Genomic DNA, 21,762 nt, shown 5'->3' with positions numbered 1-21,762 from the left:
GGTATATAATGCTGCCGTATCAAGGTTTTTGATACCCGGTACCCAAAGCGTTTGACATAATGAAAAGTTCTTTGTTATCAAATTGATATATATAAAATAATAGAAAAAGTATGCGAAAAATGAGGAAAAATTTTTATTGTATAAAAGTAAAAACATATAGACGAACAGTTGATTCTAATGTAATATATTGCTAATAAATATTGTTAAAAATATTTAGAAAAGTCAGATATTATCTAAAAAGACATTATTTTAGGGGGTTAATATGAAAAAGAAAAAGCTGGCAGGAATAGCAATGTCCCTTGCAATCGTAGCTGGATCATTGGCAGGTTGCGGCGAGTCCGGCAAAACTAGCAGTGACAGCTCAGGTGAAAAAGGAGAGGTGATTAAGATAGGGGCCAATCTGGAATTATCCGGAGGGGTTGCATCTTATGGACAATCCATTTATGAAGGCTTGGATTTAGCTATTAAAGAAATTAATAAAGATGGCGGCGTTGACGGCAAGAAAATCAAAATTGTGAAGGTCGACAATAAGTCGGATGCTTCCGAAGCGACCAGTGCCGCATTGAAATTGATTTCCCAAGACCAGGTTTCAGCGATTGTCGGAGCGGCCACGAGCGGTGATACTACCGCACAAATCCAGATAGCGCAGGATAATAAAATTCCTGTTATCACTCCGACAGGAACAAGCCCTGATCTTACATTCAAGGATGGAAAGCTGAATGATTATATTTTCAGAACCTGTTTCATCGATCCATTTCAAGGAACAGTGGCGGCCAATTTTGCTTCACAGGAACTGAAAGCGAAAAAAGCAGCCATTTATTTAGATAGTTCAAGCGATTATTCTAAAGGCTTGGCAGATGCATTCGCTAAGCAATTCAAAAAGAACGGAGGAGAAGTGATTAAGCCGGAAGCGTTTGTTGCGAAAGACACTGATTTCCGTGCGACATTGACCCGCCTTAAAGCTGAAAAACCGGATTTCATTTTCCTTCCTGGGTATTATGAAGAGGTTGGCTTGATCGTGAAGCAAGCGCGTGAAGCGGGTTTAAACGTTCCTTTCATGGGAGGGGACGGCTGGGATTCTCCTAAGCTTATTGAAATTGCAGGAAAAGAAGCATTGAATAATACGTTCATCACTAACCATTATTCCTCTGGGGATCCAAGCGAAACCATCCAAAACTTCGTAGATGCGTTCGGTAAGAACTATTCCGGCAAATCTCCAGATGCATTCAATGCACTCGGCTATGACACAGGATACCTGCTTGCAGATGCCATTAAGCGAGCTGGTTCAGCGGATTCCAAGAAAATCAAAGATGCATTAGAAGAAACAAAAGATTTGAAGCTCGTTTCCGGCAATTTTACATTGGATGATAAGCATAACCCGATTAAGTCTGCCACTATTCTTGAATTTGTCGATGGTGTCCAGACGTATAAAGCAAAAATTGATCCAAAATAATGTCTGATAAGAATGGGAGGCGAAAGAGCCTCCTATTTTGGGTTAATAGAGAGGGGAAAAAACATGGAAATGATTCAACAGCTCATTAATGGGCTTTCTCTTGGCAGTATATACGCCCTCATTGCACTAGGCTACACGATGGTCTACGGAATCGTGAAGCTAATCAATTTTGCACATGGCGATGTGTTCATGGTCGGTTCGTTTGTAGGCTTCTATTCCATTACTGTGTTGGATTTGCCCTTCATTCCTGCCTTGCTGATTTCGATGGTGGTTTGTGCCCTGTTCGGGATGCTGATCGAACGGATTGCTTACAAGCCTTTACGGAATGCGACTAGGATTGCTGCATTAATAACAGCAATCGGCATGTCGCTGTTGATCGAATACGGTTTTATTTATATTCGGGGAGCCCAGCCGGAGGCGTATCCGAATGATGTTTTGGCCACAAAGAATATCGATTTGTTCGGCATCACAATCAATAGTAAATCCATATTGATTTTTACGGTATCAGTTATACTGATGATCCTGCTGCAGTTGATTGTCAATAAGACGAAGATAGGAAGAGCTATGCGTGCTGTTTCCTTTGATGCGGATGCCGCAAAGCTGATGGGGATAAACGTCAATAATACGATTTCTGCTACTTTTGCAATCGGTTCCGCTCTCGCTGGAGCTGCAGGTGTGATATTTGGCATTTATTATATTAAAATTGAGCCTTTGATGGGTGTCCTGCCAGGATTGAAGGCATTTGTCGCAGCAGTGCTCGGCGGTATAGGCATTATCCCCGGCGCAATGGTGGGAGGGCTCCTGCTTGGGGTCATTGAGGCATTGGTAAGTGCGGTCGGGTATTCCTTATGGCGTGATGGTGTAGCATTTATTGTTCTTATTTTAATTCTTATCTTCAGGCCTCAAGGGTTGTTCGGGAAAAATAAAAAAGAAAAAGTATAAGGGAGACAATGTTATGGGGACATATAAGCGGTCAAAAGGATTTTGGCTCTCGATTTTACTTTCATTGGCCTTTTTTGGTGTCATTCAATTTATGATCAGCGGCGGTTCGTTAAATCCATTTTATGTGAACACGCTTATGCTGATCGGGATCAATATCATTTTGGCTACAAGCCTTCACTTAATTATTGGCATCACGGGGCAATTTTCGATTGGGCATGCTGGATTTTTGGCAGTTGGTGCCTATATGTCTGCCATTATCACCATGAAATTTGACCTTCCATTTATTGTTTCTTTACTGATTGGAGGCATCGTTGCAGCTTTGGCCGGGCTTGTGATTGGTATACCGAGTTTACGGCTGAAAGGAGATTATTTAGCGATTGCCACGTTGGGTTTCGGGGAAATTGTGAAGGTTTTTCTTTTTAATATTGATTATGTCGGCGGTGCAAGCGGAATGGTGGTAACCCATTTGACAACATGGCCTTGGGTATTTGCTTCAGTGTTAATTACGATTCTTGCCATAAGGAATTTTACGAATTCGACACATGGACGGGCGTGTCTATCAGTACGCGAAGATGAAACCGCAGCCGATTCAATGGGAATTAATACTACCTATTATAAAGTCATCGCTTTTGCAATAGGTGCCTTTTTTGCAGGCATTGCAGGAGGTTTATATTCGCATAACTTCTATATCATACAGCCTTCGAACTTTGGGTTCCTGAAATCATTCGATATTTTGATTTTTGTTGTGCTTGGTGGACTTGGAAGCTTATCCGGCTCTGTGCTGGCGGCTATTCTTTTAAGTGTGGTCACTACTTTTCTGCAGGATTTTCCGGACACAAGAATGATTATTTACAGCCTGGTGCTGATTGTCATGATGATTTATCGACCTCAAGGCTTGATGGGCACGAAGGAATTGACCGGTTACTTTAAACGTAAAGGAGGGGAAAAGAATGACAGGAACCAATCCATTACTTAAAGTCGATTCGGTCGGAATCCGCTTTGGCGGATTAAAGGCTGTGTCTGATGTGAATATAGAATTATTTCCTGGAGAATTGGTTGGTTTAATCGGTCCGAACGGAGCTGGAAAAACGACCTTCTTCAATTTATTGACGGGTGTTTATGTGCCGACAGAAGGAAGCATTATGCTTGAGGGTGAAAGATTGAAAAAGCTTCCTCCCTATAAAATCAATCAAAAAGGAATTTGCCGTACATTCCAAAATATTCGCCTGTTCGGCGATATGAGTGTGATTGACAATGTTAAAGTAGCCTACCATTCGTTGGCAAAGCATGGAATCATCGGCTCTATTTTTCGGATGCCTTCTTTTTTTAAAGGCGAAAAGGAAATGGATGAAAAAGCGGTGGAATTCCTGAAAATCTTCAACCTTGATATTTATCAAAATGAATTGGCGAAGAACTTGCCTTATGGGCAGCAGCGCCGCCTGGAAATTGCCAGGGCATTGGCTGCCAATCCGAAATTATTGCTTCTGGATGAACCCGCTGCCGGAATGAATCCTCAGGAAACACAATCGTTAATGAAATTGATTTCGTTTATACGGGAAAAATTCAATCTGACCGTCCTGTTGATTGAACATGATATGCCGCTTGTTATGGGTGTATGCGAGAGGATTTATGTGCTTGACCACGGACAGTTGATCGCCCAGGGGAATCCGGAGGAAATCCGCAATAATCCGAAGGTCATCGAAGCGTATCTTGGCGAGGAGGTGACATCATAATGCTGAAAATCAATGACGTCAATGTTTATTACGGCAATATACAAGCTCTTAAGGGAGTAACGTTGGAAGTGAACGAAGGGGAAATTGTCACATTGATAGGTGCTAACGGTGCAGGAAAGAGTACTTTGCTTAAGACGATATCCGGCCTACTTAAACCGAAACGCGGGGAGATTCTGTATGATGGAAAAACAATAGCCGGTAAGGCAGCGCAATATATAGTGAAGCAGGGGATTTCACATGTGCCTGAGGGAAGACGTGTTTTTGCTAATATGTCAGTTGAAGAAAATCTTCAGCTCGGTGCTTATCTGCGAAAAGACAAGACTGCCCTTAGGGAGGATGAACAAAAAGTGTATGAGCTTTTTCCCCGTTTGCTTGAAAGAAAAAAACAGCTTTCCGGGACGTTGTCTGGAGGTGAACAGCAGATGCTTGCTATGGGACGTGCTTTAATGGCAAAGCCTAAACTGTTATTGCTGGATGAGCCTTCTATGGGTTTGGCTCCGCTATTGGTCAAACAAATCTTTACTATTATTGAAGAAATCAACCAATCAGGCACCACTGTTCTGCTGGTGGAACAAAATGCGAATTTGGCGCTTTCTATAGCCGATCGGGCATATGTTGTGGAAACAGGCAGGATTGTATTATCAGGCAATGCGGGAGAACTTACGGCAAGTGAAGACATTAAAAAAGCCTATTTGGGCGGTCATTAAACAGTTTCACAATAAAGGGCACACTCTGAGATGGTAGTGGCAATTGATTAAACAAAGAAAAGTACATCATTTACAATGTGATGTACTTTTCTTTGTTGGATTTATTAGCTAGCTGAACTAGCCAATTCCAGCAATAATGAGAACCTGTGTATTCGGTTGTCCCGCCTCACTTAAAGTCTAAATGCATTCCCTTCTTTAACACTACAAACTCATTATATTATTCAATTACTTTGATTCCCTTTTGTGATAACCGTTGCTTAGTTTTTGTGAAACGGACTTGATTCATAACCCCGATGCAACTGCATGGAAAAATGACGGTGTAGCCTGCTTGTATGGCAGATAAAGCAGTTTGGGCAACGCAAAAATTTCCATCTACTCCAACACACTCAATTTCTGACACTCGTTTTAAACGTAGAAATCCTGCAAATTCACTATTCGAAAAGCAACTGGATTTATTTTTATCAAACATAATAGGTGAAGCCATCTTTACTCTCTTATCGATTTCAGAAATGACCTCTCCATGAGCCTTTGTGATTTTCTTATTGAGAATGTAGATAATTAGATTGCCGTTTTGTTGAAAGTTTGTAATTCGAGCATTTACATGATCTATTAGTGTTCCAACTTCATAGGTATATCTTTTTTTATTTCTCATCTCTCCTATGTAGTCTTGTTGCATATCGATTACTAATAGTGCTTTCATTCGAATTCTCTCCTATATGAGGATGTCCTTGGCTGTATAAATAAATAATAGCATATATCGTTTTAGGCAGAATGGGTAAGTACGTTGTATGTTAAAGGTAGAGTCTGAAATTGATCCCATTCTGAGCTAATAGGGCATAAGAATACGTCCATCAAAGCCTCCTTATATTGATTTTCTCCCGATAAATTGCAGTGAGTCAAAAAGATTGACAATTGTGCAATTGAAAATTATTCTTTACATAGTGAACTTTGTTCATTAATAGTGAAATATGAATGCTTTCAATTAGCTTATTTATTATTGTTTGAATGCTATAGCTCTATTAGGATTATTTACTCAAGCTTTTTTTAAGTGTTTGTGAAAACCTTTTCATAAATGAAGGAGTTCAACAAGAAATAAAGGGGGAAATCACGTTGAATATTCAAGCTTATGTAGCTGAAGACGGTAACGTTTCATTAAAAGGGGTACAGTTAAAGGAAATCAGTCCGGATGAAATTATAGTGAAGATTATGGGGACAGGGCTATGCCATACTGATCTTAATGTTCTTCATTCAGTAACACCAACACCAATGCCTATTGTTTTAGGGCATGAAGGCGCCGGAATCGTTGAAAAAATTGGTTCAGGTGTAACAGAATTTGAAGTTGGAGATCATGTTGTTATCTCTTTTAATTTTTGCGGGACATGCAAAAATTGTTTAAACGGATACCCAAGTGCATGTGAGAACTTTTTCCAAGAAAACTTTGGAACATCAATGGAGTTATCTGATTCTAAAATTATGGATGGCGATAAAAAAGTATCCAATTTATTTGGTCAATCTTCTCTTGCAACGCACTGTGTTGCAAATGTCCGTAATGCCATAAAGATCGAAGATAAAGATGTCGATTTAGCATTGCTTGGACCTTTGGCATGTGGTATCCAAACAGGTGCAGGCACTATTTTGAATAAACTTAAACCTTCCTTCGGCGAATCTGTTGTCATTTTTGGATGTGGTTCAGTTGGACTAAGTGCGGTTATGGGGGCAAAAATAGCCAACTGTAAAACCATTATTGCCGTTGATGTGCATGAAAATCGATTAAATCTGGCAAAAGAACTAGGTGCAACGCATGTTGTGAATAGTCGTGAAACGGACGCTGTTGAAGCTATCCAAGATATTACTGGCGGTGGTGCAGACTATGCAATCGAATCTTCAGGTATCGCACCGGTAGTGTTACAGGCAATTCGTTCTGTAAGGGCAATGGGAACGATTGCAGTGGTTGGAGCGTCTGGAAATTTAGAGTTTCATATCCATGATGAATTAATTCCGATGAATAAAACACTTGTAGGAGTAGTTGAGGGACAATCTATTCCAAAACTATTCATCCCGGAACTTATTGCGTATTACAAGGAAGGCCAGTTTCCTTTTGATAAGTTAGTTAAAAAGTACGGAATGGATGAATTAGATCAAGCCATTCATGATATGGAATCTGGAATGACTTTAAAACCAATTATCATGTTTTCATAAACAAGAAACATTGAAAACGATAAATCTTATTCCATTCAAGATTACCTGTATAAGATCGTCTAAAGTTATACTGTAATAGCAGCAAATGAAGACTGTCAATGGACAGTCTTCATTTTGTTTTGGTGAACAAACCTGACAAAGGATGGATGCCAAAAGGGTATTTTTATGAAAGGATGTATGAGTTTTCGCATCATATAGGGAAGGTTGACCGAAGGGGTGGCTTCTTTCGCACAATAATAAAAAGTAAGTACATCATTATAAAAAGGGGTGTGCTTGTTTTTTTGTTAGAGCTATTATTAGTGGGGAATAAATGACTAGTGTCCATTATCCTATTTAGAAATGATTGATTGCTTATACCTTTGACCTTTAGGTGTATCATCAACATCTTTTCTGCAATCATATGGTTGGGGATTTTTGCTCTGAAGAAATCAACATGTAAAAAGTGCAATTGTTAATAAAGAAAGCATGATTTCTTTTAAAAGTGCCATTAAAAGGGTGGGTGGGATAATTTATAAGTGGTTTATTGTGTTAAACATAGCATATTCTTTAATTACAAGGCGAGAAAAAAATATTTTTTAATTTTCAGTAAATTAGCTAAGTGATCGCTTGCAGGAAGATTTATTCTATCTTATGATTGTAGAATTAATAAAAAAATATTAAGGTGGTGCTTTGGCGCCAATGAAAAGGAGAACGACTATGCCCTCTTTTGTCGATAGCCCGAATGGTATTTTCCCTTCTGTCTGTTCATTAGATTGCCCGGATCAATGCGGATTGCTGCTTCATAAAGAGAACGGAAAAATTATCAAGGTAGAAGGTGACCCGAACCATCCTGTCACTAAGGGTTTTATATGCAATAAGGTTCGCAATATGACTGAACGAATTTATGATGAAAGCCGGCTTACATATCCAATGAAGCGCACTGGAGAAAAAGGGAAAGGAGAATTTGCCCGAATCAGTTGGGAGGAAGCTATCGAAACGATCACCGCTCGCTGGAAGGAACTTGTGCGAAACGAAGGTGCCGAAAGTATTCTGCCATACAGCTTTTATGGAAATATGGGAAACCTTAGTGCGGAAGGCATGGACCGACGTTTCTTCAATCGCTTGGAATCCTCCCGTCTCGACAGGAGCATTTGCAATTCAGCCGGCTCAGTTGGTTATCATTATACAATGGGCGGCAGTTATGGCACCGATCCTGAGGATACGATACACGCCAAGCTATTTATCTTTTGGGGAATTAATGCCGTAAGTACCAACATGCATCAAGCAGTCCTTGCCCAAAAAGCCCGTAAACAAAACGGAGCCAAAATTATTGTTATTGATGTCCATAAGAATCAAACAGCTAAATTAGCAGACTGGTTTATTCCTATTTTACCAGGAACAGACACTGCTTTGGCCTTGGGGCTAATGCATATTTTATTTGCCGAGAATATGGTGGATTCCTCCTTTCTGAAGCGATATACAATTGGCCATGAGCAACTGCGTGAACACGTTTTGCAGTATGACCCAATTACTGTATCTTCCATTACCGGGATTCCGGTAGAGGATATTATTCAACTTGCAAGAATGTATGGCACAACTTCCCCTGCTTTTATTCGGATAGGAAATGGCCCGCAGCATCATGACAATGGGGGGATGTTTGTAAGAACGATTTCCTGTCTTCCTGCTTTAACCGGGCAATGGCTAGAAAAAGGAGGGGGAGCCATCAAAGGAAATTCAGGTTATTTGGCGTTCAATAGCGCTAAGCTGCAGCGACCCGATTTATTGAAAAATCAAGAGACTCGTGTGATTAATATGAACCAGTTGGGAGAAGTGTTGCTCCATTTGGATCCCCCGGTAAAATCGCTCTATGTATATGGGAGTAATCCGGCTGTGGTTGCTCCAGCTGGCAATAAGGTTCATAAAGGATTGAAACGGGATGATCTATTCACTGTCGTCCATGATTTATTTTTAACGGAAACGGCAAGATACGCGGATATTGTTTTGCCGGCCACATCATCCTTTGAAAATATGGACTTTTATACATCGTATTGGCATCATTACATCCAGCTTCAACAACCTGTAATCGAGCCTTTTGGGGAAGCAAAGTCAAATGTGGAGGTTTTCCGGCTGCTGGCTAAAGGAATGGGCTTTACCGAAACGGCTTTTGATGAGACGGAAGCAGAATTAATTGAACAATCACTAGATAACCCCATGAACTCTTCTATTCATGCAATCAATTACGAAATGTTAACCCAACATCATTATTTAAAAGCAACGGCGGAATTTCCTGTCAGGCTGCCGACACCGAGCGGAAAAATCGAACTATATTCAGAAAGAATGAAACAAGATGGATATCCTCCATTACCGACGTATATACCTTTAAAAAGAGAATCCGACCACTACTTCCAATTTATAGCGGGGCCGAACCATAGCTTTTTAAACTCGACCTTTGCGAACCAATCAAAACATGTGGGCCTTGAAAAGGAACCTGAAGTATTTTTAAATAGCCATGATGCCGAGCGAATGGGAGTGAAAAATGGCGAGCCGGTCCGTGTTTGGAACGAACGGGGAGAATGTATACTTAAAGCGAATGTGGGTGACAGCGTCCTTCCGGGTGTTGCAGTTACTCAAGGCCTTTGGGGAGCAGCCGAAGGAACGAAACATCTGGTCAACTCGCTTACCCCCGACCGTCTTGCAGACATGGGCGGCGGTGCGACTTTTTTTTCTGGGAGAGTTTCTGTCGGAAAACTAGCAGCTAATAACAGGGAAGATGATTGTTAACTAACTAGGCAATCTTGTTTGCTGCTGAGGTGAAGAAGGAGTGTTTTGAAAGTACCCCGAATTAGAGCAATGTCATCAATCGGGGTGCTTTCAGGAAAGGAAGATGATTAGAGTCTTTCTGTATATGAAGGTCCTGTTTTTTAACAATAAAAGCTTTTGATTCTGAAATGGCTTCACAGAATATATTTATTTGTTAAAATCAGGATAAAAGGGGGCAGATTTGTTTGAGTGGATATGAAATTAAGAATATACCTCCAACTCTAGAGGAATATAAATATTTGTGTGACTCTGTGGGGTGGACGAAAGATATTAATTTTGAAGTGGCAGAAATATCACTTAAGAATTCGATACACTGCATCACTGTCAATGACCATACTAAAATTGTCGGTATGGGAAGAATTGTTGGAGATGGAGCAATCTATTTCTATATTCAAGATATTGTTGTCCATCCGGAATATCAAAATAAGGGGATAGGAAAAATAATAATGGAACATTTAGTTGACTATTGTAAGCGTCATGCCCCGAATAAATCTTTTGTCGGTTTGTTTGCTTCACACGGTAAAGGAACGTTCTATGAAAAATATGATTTTCATGATTATTCACCCAACATGACGGGGATGTTTACTGTGATACATAAAGAATAGACGTTAGGATCCTTTATCAATAAATGGTACGTTCTCAAGTATGTAGATGCTACAGGAAAATTGCTCTTTTCTTTTTGTGATTAGGGACAGGTGCCATACTTTTGAAAAGTATGGCTATTCCTTGTTCCATTTAGCTATATCAGGATATAGGGAAAGTAATCTTTGATTTGTGATTTCTACGTTTCTATAATAATCTGCGTATGAAGGGCTTAATTTTTTCATCGCAGGAATAAAGATATCGTAATATCCACTTGAATGATTGAAATCTATAAGCAATGACTTGATTTTATGTATAGGTGATTTCTTGTATTCCTCTGTCTGTTTATGAGCTAAATAGGCCTCAATTATTTCCTTGTTATTCGTTAAAAATCTATCAGGATTTTCAATAGATTGTTTTGTGGTTTGTATGATCTCTGAAATAGTATCATTGCCAATATGCTTTGTACTTTCAATTAGGAATGCTTTCAAATCATCCGTAATCGGCAATTCTGGAGCGTTATCAAGGAATTGGATGATTTCCTCATATGCAGATTGTTGTTCAACTGTTTTAATTGGTTCATTTAGGAACCTTGCAAAATGCATACAAATAAATCTACCGTAGTATCCCGGAAATGAACTGAGTATCTTTTCAGTAATCGTTTTACGGTCCTCCATGGCTTTTAGGTCATCGAGGATATCTGTATAATCCTTGCCGACGCTTAGTTTGTCAATAATCGTTTTTCTTGCATGCATGTTTTGAATATCCAACGCTGTTTGTGCACCTAGTCTTTTTAATGCATTCTTTGTTTCATCGGAGAGTACCTCTTGAATTTCCGCTATGCTGAGTCCTAGTCTTCGAAGCACAGAAATCCTTTTCAGTCTGTCCACTTCTTTTTCACTAAAATTCCTATAGCCGTTACCTAATGTCTCAGGGGAAATTAAATTCCGCTCTATGTAATAGTCAATCGCTTTCTTGGTTAAGTTTGTTATTTTGCTTGTTTCATTTATTAGCATTTTTCTCACCTCAAGTACAATCATAAACTAGCACCCAAGGCTATAGTCAATCTCTCTTCAAAATGGTTTGAAAATCAAATCTTGAATGGGATGTATGAATGATTGAAGTTCACTTTCCTTTTTAATTTGTACGAAAAAGAATAAAAATGATCAGAAAACGAAGCTGGATCTAAAGAGGAAATGTCTTATTAGGCATGGATAAAAATGGGTGGTTCACATACATTCATGAATTCAAAGGGCCCTACCCTAAGGGAGGCCGCAATAAACAAAGCAATAGAACAAAATTAAGACTGCCATTAGACAGTCTTTTTTATGAATACAATCTGGAAGGTTAACGGAAGAAGGTTTGTTCTTGATTAATGTGGAATCCCTAACTTCAACATGTACAGAATGGTTTTTAGTGTGTGGCGAAATACATGTAAGATAACGCTTGGATTTTTTCAATAAAGAGGAGCATCGAAGATAGTAAGCTGGCGTTTTGTTTATGGATCAGGGAATAATGCCAAAAACCATCCCTTGGTTCAAATCAGCCACTTTCATAGATCCATAAACGCCTAAATATAGTATGGACTGATCCAAATTCGCTCCTAAACTTACATAATACGCTGATTGAGTGCCAAACTGATAATCGGTTTGTATAACACTAAAAGGATTTAGTGTACAATCTGTTCTGGGATTGGTGTAAGCTAAAATGTCTCTGGCCGGAGATTGCGGTGTCTCCTTGCGGGCAAGATCGGTAAACACTATATTTCCAGTTAAGGCGGGGATGCTCTTTCCCATATAGGCTTGCACTCCTGTAAGTGCCGTTCCTCTAAACTTATCTGGCCGTGGATCTTTATGGAAATAACTAGTCAATGGCGGGAGACGTTTTACCGAACATGCGACTGCTTCATGATAATAAGCCATGGTTTTCTCATCAAAGGTTGGATCTGAAGAGCAGCCTTTGATAATCGGAGTGGGAAAAATACCTTCCCACGCTCGCCATCCAAAATTAATAAATCCTTCTTGGTCAATTTCTGATTGCGTTAGAAAAGCTTGAACAAGTTGAGTAACTGGTATTGTTTTATGCTGGCTGAAAGAAAAAATGGACTCGACCAAATCCTGTCCGACCATTCCAGCATATTTGATATATTGATTATTGAACCGTTGGAAGGAAATGCCAGGTATGTTCCGAACCCCCTTGGCAAGCACCCAAAGTGTTTCCTGGATAGGTACAGGGAGTTCATTGAAACGAGTGACTACGGGTGGATTTGAGATAGGTGTATTCGTATCTACATTCATTTCTATTATTTTACCGGCGATTTCCATATCGTTTTGGCTTAAATTGAAAGGATCATAGCCGGACCCGCCATCTCCGGTGGTTATAACGAGCCGGCCTGTTTCAGGTGAAAAGGTTAAGCAGTTAACGCCATTATGATTTGAAAAGGGCCTTTTTATATTTAGTAATGTCCGGCGTTTTTGAGGAAGCCCATTTGAAGACAAAATCCATTCTTCCAAGGTATCAATATGGTCATATTGAGTTTCTCTATTGATCCATCGCAGGTTTAATGTTTTCGGATCACATGGATTAGGTGAAAAAGATTCAGGAAGAGCGCCTGGCCCTTGTGTTCCAGCCTCTGAATAATAAATGTAAAACTGGCTGTTATCATTAAATTGGGGGTGAAACGCTAGCCCAAGCAATCCCCGTTCATCATATCCGCCGCTAGAGCCCCCTAGTTTGATGATTTGTTGGCGAATATCTAGGAAAGTCTGTATAACTCCGTCTCTTATCGAGAAAATTTCTCCTACCTGGGTTGCAATAAACAACGTTTCTTTTGAATCGCCCGGAAGTATCGCCGTTTTCAAGACAGTAGGCAAATTCACCTTATGTACAATGGGCCGTAAACTAATCTTAACGTTTATCAATAAGACATACACTCCTTCTACTTGTTTTTATAAGAATATGTTTGTAAGAGTTTTATTAATACCGAATTAGGGCTGAATAAACGAACAAGTAATGGACAATTTTTTGCACCAGCCCATGAAGTTGGATATACATACAGTGATTTTTTCATAAGTCGGTGAATAGCATAAAGGTAGTTTACGATTATTGGAGGGGAAATTTATAAAGAGGATTACAAGTAATGCTGTCCAGTATTGGAAGCAGCCTTTCGTTGGGATCAAACATGATTATATAGAATTAGCGCCTTCGGCAAAAATAGTATATACTGCGCTGTTAAGCGCATTTACAGCCGTACTACAGTCAACAGGCGGATTTTTGCCTGGCATCGGTTTTCTGGTAAGCGCCATGGCGACTTTGCCAATATTTTTAGCAACGATTATATCCGTCCGGTACGGATGCCTGGCCTACGTTGTCACGCTTCTTCTTTTATTGTTTATACAGCCGAGTGAACTCATTATTTTTCCCTTCACAACAGGTGTTTTAGGATTGGCACTTGGCGTCTCCTTTTTTAAATCGAAAACAAGGTTTTTAGTTGTTTTATGGACGGGAGCTTCCTTGTTTGGGGGAATATTGGCCGTTCTTTATATTTTTCATTTACCTTTGCTAGGACCAGCCGTTGGGACGTCTTTTCATTTTATTCCTTTGGTGCTTATAGCCATATTTTGTATTCTATATGCGTGGATAGCAGCTGAAGCATGTTCATATATTCTGAAACGATTGGCTTACATCATGCCGGATAGAGTAATCAAGTCAAACTCTGGCGAACAGGAAGTCAACCTTCTGGAGAAAGATTCAGTTAAGAAAGACAATATCGAATCGGGGAGATAGAGACCAAGTGGAGCTGCTTCATCTCTAGCTCCTGTAATCCTATGAGTTAAATGGTCGATTCATATAGGATAGAACTATTCTCCTGACGTGCGGTTAGATTCTGCTCATTTTCGTAAGAGTGGGGAGTTGATCTGGACTATAAACAGTTAGCCTTTTGATAATAGCCTAATTCACGGTTTATTCATTAAAGGAATGTTGCCCTTGAGTTCAACCCAAAAGACAATAATCCCTCTTAGAATCATACACTTTACACTTATTTATTTAAGTACTTTTCTTCAAAGGCTTAGTTGATTTGGTAAAACAGTATATTGGAAAAATTTGTATTTTATGATAAAGTTTTTTAAAGGAGGGGGTACTTTCCTTGAATAAATATCTGAAAATCCTACTGGGTGTTTTGAGTGCTATCGTAATAGGAATTTTACTACTTGTAGTTACTTTTGTATGGGAAATGAAGCCTGATAAGGATAAAGAAGAACAAATAAGAATGAAAGGAGAACAATACTTAGAAGATAAATTTAATGAAAACTTCGAAGTATATGACACTTTGTATGATAATATGGGGAACTTTAAATTTGAATATGCTGCGAAGGCTTGGGATAAGAAAGCTAATATACATTTTTTGGTTTATTATGATGATGAAACAAAACAAATGGTTGATACCTATATTGCCGATAAGTGGGCAGCTGATTTAAAAACTAAAATACGTCCTTTCATTAAAGAAAATCTTGGAGAAACAACTGATTTAAACGTTTTCTTTAATGAAACAGTTGGGAATGAATTAGGTATTGATCCTATTAATCTTAAAAGTTATAAAGAGTTTGATATTGCACCTACTATTCGAATTACTGTTCCTCGAAAAAAGCGAGACGAGGACGATAAAATCGTTAATGAATTCATATCTTTCCTACAAAACGAAGGTAAATTGCAAAGTGGATCGATTATTATTGAATATATCGCTGAAAATGGTGAGATTTTAGATGATGAAACGGATACAGAGTTTTAATTTAGTCCGAAAATAATAATCACACATAAAAAAGAGCTGTGGGGATTTTCAAAGCTCCCTTTTATGTGAATTGATTCGATTTTATTTGTCAGTTATTTATGGTTCACTAAAAGAGTTTATGTTTGTTTCTTGCAGCCTTGATTTTCAGCTCTAGCCCCCGATAAGTTACGTACACTTTTCCACAAATGTAGAACTGATTGAAAATCATTATTAAATATAAGACGCTTTTCTAATCCTTTTTTTATCCTGTTAATTATTGTATAATCTCCTATAATAAATGCAATGAAAAGAAGAGTAAGTGTGTTCAATCATAACAGAGAACTCCTGCTAGCTGAAAATGGAGGATGTAAAGGCACACCGAAACAAGTCTTGGAGCAATGCATAGGATATTTCGTCTAGATATTGATTATGTGTCGGTTTCTCCCGTTATAGAGATAGAGTATAAACACTTCAATTAAGTTTTGTCGTACTCGAAAAGGTTTCTGTGGTAACACAGAAATAAACTGGGGTGGTACCACGAACTTCTCATATAAGGAGTCTCGTCCCCAAGGATCATATCCTTGGAGGTGAGATTTTTTTCGGTTTTAAACCTTATATTTAGGAGTGATAAGATGGAATGGAAAAACCCCCTTTTGCTTTTATTTGGAATCGGAATATCAAATGTAGGTGCATGGGTTTATTTGATAGCATTAAACTTAATTATATTAGATATGACAGGATCACCCTTAGCTGTATCAATACTATATATTCTTTTACCTATCGCAACCTTATTTACGAATTTTTGGTCAGGAACTTTTATCGATCGATTAAACAAAAAAAAACTAATGATTTTTCTGGATTTAATTAGAGCGTTATTCATTTTCACATTACCATTTCTAGATTCTCTTTTCCTGATTTACTTAGTAGTCTTTCTAATTAATATAGCTAGCTCTATATTTGAACCAACTTCCATGGTCTACATGACTAAGTTAATTTCTAAAACGGATAGACAAAGATTCAATGCAATGAGAAACTTTATTAATTCATGTGGATTTATACTTGGGCCGTCTATTGCAGGTATTCTTTTTATGATTGGTTCTCCTTACTTGGCTATTTTGATGAATTCTATAGCGTTATTTTTATCGGCAATAGTCATTTTTCTGCTTCCTAATGTGGAGATTAGAAAAAGCGATATGATATCTGAAAAGGTTAATATATCAATAATTTTAAACGACTGGAAAAGAATACTTAAATTCAGCAAAAAAAATATTCATGTTACCTTAGTGTATGTTCTTTTTAGTGTAATTACAGTGTTTATGACTGCCTTAGATTCTTTAGAGGCTGCGTTTGCCACAGATGTCCTGTCCTATGATTTTATTTGGGCATCTATAGGTTTCTTCACCTTAACTTTTTTCTTATCATTCGCTAATACAGGATTTTTAACTTTCTATCAAAACAATGTACCCGTTAACATTATGGGGAGGTTCTCCGGTGTCTTAGGAATGTTGGAGGCTTTTTTAGTCATATTAGTTACAGTAACAATTGGATTATCTGCTGATCTGTTTGAAATTCGTCCAATCTATATCATAGGATCCTTCACTTTTTTAGTATTGGGCATAATCATTAATTTTGTTGTATTAGATAAATCTCTAAGACATTATTATGAACAAGTGCGAGAATAATCAGAATATGTCAAAACAATAAATAAGTTCTTTTCTAAAATATAGGAAAGGACTTTTTTATTTGAATTCACGAAGCTCCTTACAATAGCCTGCCCCGTTAGTACCATAATAAAAAAGCTGATCTCACTCCTCTTATTCAAATAATTCTCCATATTAAGGCTTTTTGTTAACATCATTTGTATGTGAAATGACGGACACAGATGAAAGTATGCGTCTTTCGAAATTCAAGGCTTAGCTATAAATAGCTTTATTGAGTATAGAGGTAATGTACTCCTCTATGTAGAAGTTAAAAAGTTTGTAGTATAGAGGAGGAACAAATATGAGCGAACTTACTTTCAAAAAACTTGAAAATGAATTAGGAGATTTAGTCACTTTTATGACGGATCACTTTTGGGAGTTCCATTCAAACCCGCAACAAACAAAGGAACAAATCATTAAAGGTTTCAATAATGGTTGGTATCAAGAAGACAAAGAGACTTTTTGGATAGAACATGCAAATAAAAAAATTGGGTTGATTATTATTCACGATATAAGTGATACTATTCCCTTATTTGACATTCGTTTAGATAATAGCGTGAGAGGAAAAGGGTTCGGAACAAAAGCCGTTTGTTGGATTACTGATTATATTTTCGGATTACCTGATAAGAAGATACGGATAGAAGCATATACTCGAAGTGACAACATAGCTATGAGGAAAACGCTTAGTAAATGCGGATTTATAAAAGAAGGTTATTTACGATGTGCTTGGGAAAATGATGACGGGAGTGTTTCTGATTCAATTTGCTACGCAATCATTAGGAGGGATTGGGAAGGCAACATATCAACTCCAATTAAACTAAATGACTTGCCTTTCTAAATGAGAACGTAAAAAGTTTTGATTGATTTGTAATTTTCACCGATAAAGAATAGATCTTTTATGCAAAGCAAAAGAAACTGGATGGCAGAAGAATTGGCTAAGGATTGCCGTACAGTGGAAGAAATTCAGTTAAAGTTAACTGGTTCAATACTCCAGTTAACTTTATTAACACCTTTTACATTAATAGTTCCTAAACTCACAATATGAGGAATATATGCGAACATCCCAAAGTTCACACCTTTTTTATGTTCTTCTGTGAAATATGCTAAAGTGTCGGATGGTAAGGATGAACATTCTTGAAATGATTTTATATCAATGATTTGAACTTCTTCATCAGGAATATCCGAAGATGGACCATAATAATTTTTTTTATTATAGAAATAGATAGCATTTTTATTTTCCATCAATTTTTCCGTTGGTATTTTATAAAAGTGCAACTCTTTTTTTATACTTACTCCTAGAGAATGTAAAGCTTCATAGATATAGTAGGGGTGAAGAGGTAATAAAAATATCACATCATTCCATAAACAATTTAATTTGGGAATGCTTCTCAATAATAAGCTCGCCCTTTCTGGATGGTTAAAATACTTTTTTGAGTAGGTTTTATAAAGTTCGGGATGTATCCATTTTATCTCATTAAGAGAAATAAGAACCTCACCCTTCATTTCTTTTGGCACTATATGATAAACATAATCCATCAAAATTCCTCCCAAATGTGAGTATGATTCTTAAAACCACGATTCCTAATATTCATTTAATTATCTTTTCGTCACTCATATTACCTAGAAATTTGAATCTAAACAGGCTGTTATTTTATGGAATAATTTACTATAATTGGATTAGCCTAAAAATAGGAAACCGTTAGAGAATAAGCACATTCTCTAATATTTTCTTGTTTTTTGCAATTCCTTCTTAAATTAAACTGCCACATTAGTTTCATAAGAACAGGAGAGCTGATCACAGCTCTCAATATTGAAATAAAACACCTGTTAGTTCATTTGGATTATATTAGATTTTCTGCTTAAAAACATAAATCGTTGTTCCTTGTGTTATAAAAGTAAATAATATCAGAATCCACATTGCATCACGATAAAAATTATATGAAACATCATAAAATTTTAGAGTCATCTCTATAAGTAACCATCCTATTGGCAAAATAGGAGCTGCTACCATAAAGGATTTATTTAATATTTTTTGACCACGTTCATCTTTACCCTCTTCTCCCCAGCTAAATTTAAATAAAATATAAAGTGAAACGAGAAAGATGGGTATTAAACCAACTCCTAATATCATCATAATTTATCCCCCTTTGTGTATTGAAAAACTTCATTTATATCTTTGTCGAATAATTCTGATATTTCAAAAGCCAATCTAAGTGAAGGATTGTAACGGTTATTTTCTAATGAAACAATTGTTTGTCGACTAACTCCTAGTTGGGTAGCTACTTCTTGCTGAGACCATTTCGTTTCTGCACGTAAAATTGAAAGACGATTATTTAGAGTTCCTGTCTCTTTTAAAGCCATAAAATCAACTCCTTATAAACATGAATGTAATATAAATTTTACAAAAAGTCAAAATTATATTACATTTAATCTGAAATATTTAATTGAACTCATGCGTATTGTGAGGTGCAAAATAAAAAAAGACTACTTATTTGGCAGCCTTGATCTTTGGACTAGTACTTGTTTCAATAGTAGAGTTAATTAAAAAAGCCGATAATAATATGTATATGATGAAAAAAGAGAAGAAAAAGCGTCAAAAATAGTGAGTTAAGAAGAAAGATATACATAAGTAAGCTAAAACAATCGTCATCCTTAAAGAGTATGAGTTATTTCATACAAAATAATTGGTTGAATAATCACACTTATGGTAATGTTATGTAAAAACAATGCGTGATTGCAGGATAATGGAAAGAGGTATGGCATTATGTTAGTACATAAGGTTGATCATGAGGTCTCTTTAAGGATGTTCAATAAAGATGACGCAAATGAGTTTTATGATTTAACGATTAATTCAAAACCCCATTTAAAAAAGTGGCTTGGTTGGCTCGAACATATTAAGAGTGTAGAAGATACTGCACAGAATATTCAATCAAGATGTAATGAGCTGATCGATAATGGAGGGTATCCATTATCGTTTGCTATTATCTATAATGGCAAAATTGCTGGTACAATTGGATTTAATGCCATTCATAAGGCAAATAATATGGGTGTTGTGGGTTATTGGTTAGGCGAACAGTTCCAAGGTAAAGGGATTATGTCTAAAGCGTTCAAAACCTTAATCGATTATGGATTCAATGATCTTAAACTAAATCGAATTGAAGTTAGAGCCGCAACGGAAAATAATAAAAGCAGAGCGCTTCCTGAAAGGTTCGGTTTTAAGGAAGAAGGTAAAATACGACAAGCAGAGTGGTTGTATGACCATTATGTAGATCACGTTATTTATGGCCTATTGGCTCATGAATGGAAATAACCCAGCGCAAACAATGGAGGCCAAAATGGAACAGGGAAGATTGGTAGAAGAGGAAATGTATCGCAGAGCTATTGAATTTATTCCTAAACGTTATCCAAAGGGCTGGGGAGGTGTCGCCATCATCCATTCAGAAGATGGCCAATATTTTACTAGTGTTTCAATTGAAACAGCCAATTCGAGTGTTGATTTATGTATTGAAGTTGGAGCAATGTGTGAAGCACATAAATACAATGTACGTGTTACTCATTGTTTATGTGTTGTACGAGATGATGAAAATAGTCCTTTTAAGGTTCTTTCGCCTTGTGGTGTATGCCAAGAAAGATTACGTTTTTGGGGTGCGGATGTCAAAGTGGGGATTACGAATCCAGACAATCTGTTAAAATTTGCGACCTTAAATGAATTGCAGCCATACCATTGGACAAATGCATATCCAGCAGAAGAGCTAGAACACTATCAGAAATAAGTATTTATTAAAGTCTATATTATCTGAACTGGAATAGGTTAGTAGAAGATTACTGAATGTATTATGAAGATCCTTGTTAAAAGGGGAAGGGAGAATGATAGATGGTTATTGGTTCGCTGGTATTTTCAATTATTCTCTGGGTAATAGGTCTGCTAGTAGTGTATATCGTTATTTCAACAGCAGTTAAGGATGGTATTAATAAATCTGTGGTCGGTCAATTTATCGAAAAGCAATCTGAGGTGACCAACGATAAAACATCTTTTCTTGATCATGATTTGGATAATGAAGAGTAGTTATGTTGTCCAGACAACTCTCTGATTTTTCATATCGCCCGTTCCGCTTTAAGTGAGCATTCTGAAGCGGCCTCCTCACTTAAAGAAACAGTTTAATGATGAAATTTCACAAATATCTATTGGTACAATAAACGAATAAATGGATATGATTCCATTCGCAAGGGGTGTTTTAATGAAGAATCGTATTTGGCAGGAAGATAATGAGTATTATAAGTTGGAACCACTGACAGAGGAATTAGTAAAAGAAGCAGAAGAAAAGCTGAATATTAAGCTGCCGCAGTCATACATACATATTCTGAAGGAACAAAATGGAGGATATATAAAATTCGATGCTTACCCGACTTCAGTCCCGACTTCTTGGGCGGATGACCATATAGAGGTTGATCATCTAATGGGGATAGGAGAGGAAAACGGTATACTGGAGAGTGCGTATTTAATTGATGAATGGGGTTTGCCTAACGATATCGTACTGCTTTCTGGAAATGGGCACTCCTGGGTTGCGCTTGATTACAGAAATACAAAGGAAGAACCGGCAGTGATATGGATAGATGTTGACAATGAACAGATTATTGAACTTGCTTCTAATTTTGATTCATTTTTAAATGGCCTGACAATATGGGAAGATGATGTGTAAAAGTAAATCATTATTTTCTTTATAACAGTGAAAGCGATCCTTTTTCATGGAGGATCGTTTTTTAGTTTTGGAATGGTAGCAGAGAAGTTATTGTTAAGGCGGAAAATAGATTCATGATTGATGAGTTGCAAAAAAGAAAGGGATGTCCAGAACGCGGACAAAAAGATAAATAAAACGTA

General features: G+C 37.4%; 22 protein-coding genes and 1 other annotated feature. Of the genes, 16 read left to right on the top strand and 6 right to left on the bottom strand.

Annotation, left to right across the window (positions count from 1 at the left end; genetic code table 11):
• The first annotated feature begins 262 nt into the window (after nucleotides 1-262).
• From ABC357_RS15525 to ABC357_RS15505, 5 genes are all read left to right on the top strand, one after another.
• Nucleotides 263-1,453: an ABC transporter substrate-binding protein gene (locus tag ABC357_RS15525; RefSeq protein WP_412888385.1), complete on the top strand. Its 1,191-nt coding sequence runs from the start codon at nucleotides 263-265 to the stop codon at nucleotides 1,451-1,453.
• A 63-nt stretch (nucleotides 1,454-1,516) separates the two neighbouring features.
• Entirely contained in the window at nucleotides 1,517-2,395 is an 879-nt protein-coding gene (locus ABC357_RS15520) for a branched-chain amino acid ABC transporter permease (RefSeq protein WP_412888384.1), read from the top strand.
• A gap of 13 nt (nucleotides 2,396-2,408) precedes the next feature.
• Nucleotides 2,409-3,371, top strand: a complete 963-nt coding sequence (locus ABC357_RS15515; RefSeq protein ID WP_412888383.1) for a branched-chain amino acid ABC transporter permease — start codon at nucleotides 2,409-2,411, stop codon at nucleotides 3,369-3,371.
• Nucleotides 3,346-4,128, top strand: a complete 783-nt coding sequence (locus ABC357_RS15510; protein WP_412888382.1) for an ABC transporter ATP-binding protein — start codon at nucleotides 3,346-3,348, stop codon at nucleotides 4,126-4,128. The genes ABC357_RS15515 and ABC357_RS15510 overlap by 26 nt, the downstream gene beginning before the upstream one ends.
• Nucleotides 4,128-4,835 (top strand): ABC transporter ATP-binding protein, encoded by a 708-nt coding sequence (locus tag ABC357_RS15505; RefSeq protein ID WP_412888381.1) that lies wholly within the window; start codon nucleotides 4,128-4,130, stop codon nucleotides 4,833-4,835. The genes ABC357_RS15510 and ABC357_RS15505 overlap by 1 nt, the downstream gene beginning before the upstream one ends.
• Nucleotides 4,836-5,052: 217 nt before the next feature.
• On the opposite strand, the gene ABC357_RS15500 is transcribed toward ABC357_RS15505, so the two are convergent.
• Nucleotides 5,053-5,535: a cysteine hydrolase family protein gene (locus tag ABC357_RS15500; RefSeq protein WP_412888380.1), complete on the bottom strand. Its 483-nt coding sequence runs from the start codon at nucleotides 5,533-5,535 to the stop codon at nucleotides 5,053-5,055.
• A 410-nt stretch (nucleotides 5,536-5,945) separates the two neighbouring features.
• Here ABC357_RS15500 and ABC357_RS15495 point away from each other — a divergent pair, with 410 nt between their 5' ends.
• The 3 genes from ABC357_RS15495 (at nucleotide 5,946) to ABC357_RS15485 (ending at nucleotide 10,438) form a co-directional block, all read left to right on the top strand.
• Nucleotides 5,946-7,034, top strand: coding sequence for an NAD(P)-dependent alcohol dehydrogenase (locus ABC357_RS15495; RefSeq protein ID WP_412888379.1), 1,089 nt, complete (start codon nucleotides 5,946-5,948; stop codon nucleotides 7,032-7,034).
• Between the two features lie 696 nt (nucleotides 7,035-7,730).
• On the top strand, nucleotides 7,731-9,794 hold the full coding sequence (locus tag ABC357_RS15490) for a molybdopterin-containing oxidoreductase family protein (RefSeq protein WP_412888682.1): 2,064 nt from the start codon (nucleotides 7,731-7,733) through the stop codon (nucleotides 9,792-9,794).
• A gap of 224 nt (nucleotides 9,795-10,018) precedes the next feature.
• Nucleotides 10,019-10,438: a GNAT family N-acetyltransferase gene (locus ABC357_RS15485; protein ID WP_412888378.1), complete on the top strand. Its 420-nt coding sequence runs from the start codon at nucleotides 10,019-10,021 to the stop codon at nucleotides 10,436-10,438.
• Nucleotides 10,439-10,552: 114 nt separating this feature from the next.
• Here ABC357_RS15485 and ABC357_RS15480 read toward each other — a convergent pair whose 3' ends face one another.
• Together ABC357_RS15480 and ABC357_RS15475 are read right to left on the bottom strand one after the other, a co-directional pair.
• Complete coding sequence (locus ABC357_RS15480) at nucleotides 10,553-11,455, bottom strand: MerR family transcriptional regulator (protein WP_412888377.1); 903 nt, start codon at nucleotides 11,453-11,455, stop codon at nucleotides 10,553-10,555.
• A gap of 465 nt (nucleotides 11,456-11,920) precedes the next feature.
• Complete coding sequence (locus ABC357_RS15475; protein ID WP_412888376.1) at nucleotides 11,921-13,336, bottom strand: PQQ-dependent sugar dehydrogenase; 1,416 nt, start codon at nucleotides 13,334-13,336, stop codon at nucleotides 11,921-11,923.
• A gap of 184 nt (nucleotides 13,337-13,520) precedes the next feature.
• Between ABC357_RS15475 and ABC357_RS15470 the strand changes: the two genes are divergently transcribed.
• From ABC357_RS15470 to ABC357_RS15455, 4 genes are all read left to right on the top strand, one after another.
• A complete protein-coding gene (locus tag ABC357_RS15470; protein ID WP_412888375.1) occupies nucleotides 13,521-14,201 on the top strand; it encodes a YybS family protein in 681 nt (226 codons plus the stop codon).
• Nucleotides 14,202-14,562: 361 nt separating this feature from the next.
• Nucleotides 14,563-15,204: a hypothetical protein gene (locus ABC357_RS15465; RefSeq protein WP_412888374.1), complete on the top strand. Its 642-nt coding sequence runs from the start codon at nucleotides 14,563-14,565 to the stop codon at nucleotides 15,202-15,204.
• Nucleotides 15,205-15,477: 273 nt separating this feature from the next.
• Nucleotides 15,478-15,754: a binding site (T-box leader), on the top strand.
• Nucleotides 15,755-15,815: 61 nt separating this feature from the next.
• Nucleotides 15,816-16,865: an MFS transporter gene (locus ABC357_RS15460; protein ID WP_412888373.1), complete on the top strand. Its 1,050-nt coding sequence runs from the start codon at nucleotides 15,816-15,818 to the stop codon at nucleotides 16,863-16,865.
• 319 nt (nucleotides 16,866-17,184) lie between these two features.
• Entirely contained in the window at nucleotides 17,185-17,721 is a 537-nt protein-coding gene (locus ABC357_RS15455) for a GNAT family N-acetyltransferase (protein WP_412888372.1), read from the top strand.
• A gap of 125 nt (nucleotides 17,722-17,846) precedes the next feature.
• Here the strand turns inward: ABC357_RS15455 and ABC357_RS15450 are convergent, their stop codons facing one another.
• The 3 genes from ABC357_RS15450 to ABC357_RS15440 all read right to left on the bottom strand — a co-directional run bounded on the left by ABC357_RS15450 (nucleotide 17,847) and on the right by ABC357_RS15440 (nucleotide 19,244).
• Nucleotides 17,847-18,419 (bottom strand): group-specific protein, encoded by a 573-nt coding sequence (locus ABC357_RS15450; RefSeq protein WP_412888371.1) that lies wholly within the window; start codon nucleotides 18,417-18,419, stop codon nucleotides 17,847-17,849.
• A gap of 310 nt (nucleotides 18,420-18,729) precedes the next feature.
• A complete protein-coding gene (locus ABC357_RS15445; protein WP_412888370.1) occupies nucleotides 18,730-19,017 on the bottom strand; it encodes a hypothetical protein in 288 nt (95 codons plus the stop codon).
• Nucleotides 19,014-19,244, bottom strand: a complete 231-nt coding sequence (locus tag ABC357_RS15440; protein WP_412888369.1) for a helix-turn-helix transcriptional regulator — start codon at nucleotides 19,242-19,244, stop codon at nucleotides 19,014-19,016. The genes ABC357_RS15445 and ABC357_RS15440 overlap by 4 nt, the downstream gene beginning before the upstream one ends.
• 403 nt (nucleotides 19,245-19,647) lie before the next feature.
• On the opposite strand from ABC357_RS15440, the gene ABC357_RS15435 reads away from it, so the two are divergent.
• The 4 genes from ABC357_RS15435 (at nucleotide 19,648) to ABC357_RS15420 (ending at nucleotide 21,583) form a co-directional block, all read left to right on the top strand.
• Nucleotides 19,648-20,193, top strand: a complete 546-nt coding sequence (locus ABC357_RS15435; protein WP_412888368.1) for a GNAT family N-acetyltransferase — start codon at nucleotides 19,648-19,650, stop codon at nucleotides 20,191-20,193.
• A 25-nt stretch (nucleotides 20,194-20,218) separates the two neighbouring features.
• Complete coding sequence (locus tag ABC357_RS15430) at nucleotides 20,219-20,656, top strand: cytidine deaminase (protein ID WP_412888367.1); 438 nt, start codon at nucleotides 20,219-20,221, stop codon at nucleotides 20,654-20,656.
• A gap of 101 nt (nucleotides 20,657-20,757) precedes the next feature.
• Nucleotides 20,758-20,949 (top strand): hypothetical protein, encoded by a 192-nt coding sequence (locus ABC357_RS15425; protein ID WP_412888366.1) that lies wholly within the window; start codon nucleotides 20,758-20,760, stop codon nucleotides 20,947-20,949.
• 172 nt (nucleotides 20,950-21,121) lie between these two features.
• Entirely contained in the window at nucleotides 21,122-21,583 is a 462-nt protein-coding gene (locus ABC357_RS15420; RefSeq protein WP_412888365.1) for an SMI1/KNR4 family protein, read from the top strand.
• The last annotated feature ends 179 nt before the right edge of the window (nucleotides 21,584-21,762 follow it).

Source organism: Bacillus kalamii (genome assembly GCF_047238185.1).
Lineage (GTDB): Bacteria > Bacillota > Bacilli > Bacillales > DSM-1321 > Bacillus_AD.
Note: the sequence above shows the minus strand (reverse complement) of the source record. Positions and strands in the feature narration are given on the sequence as shown.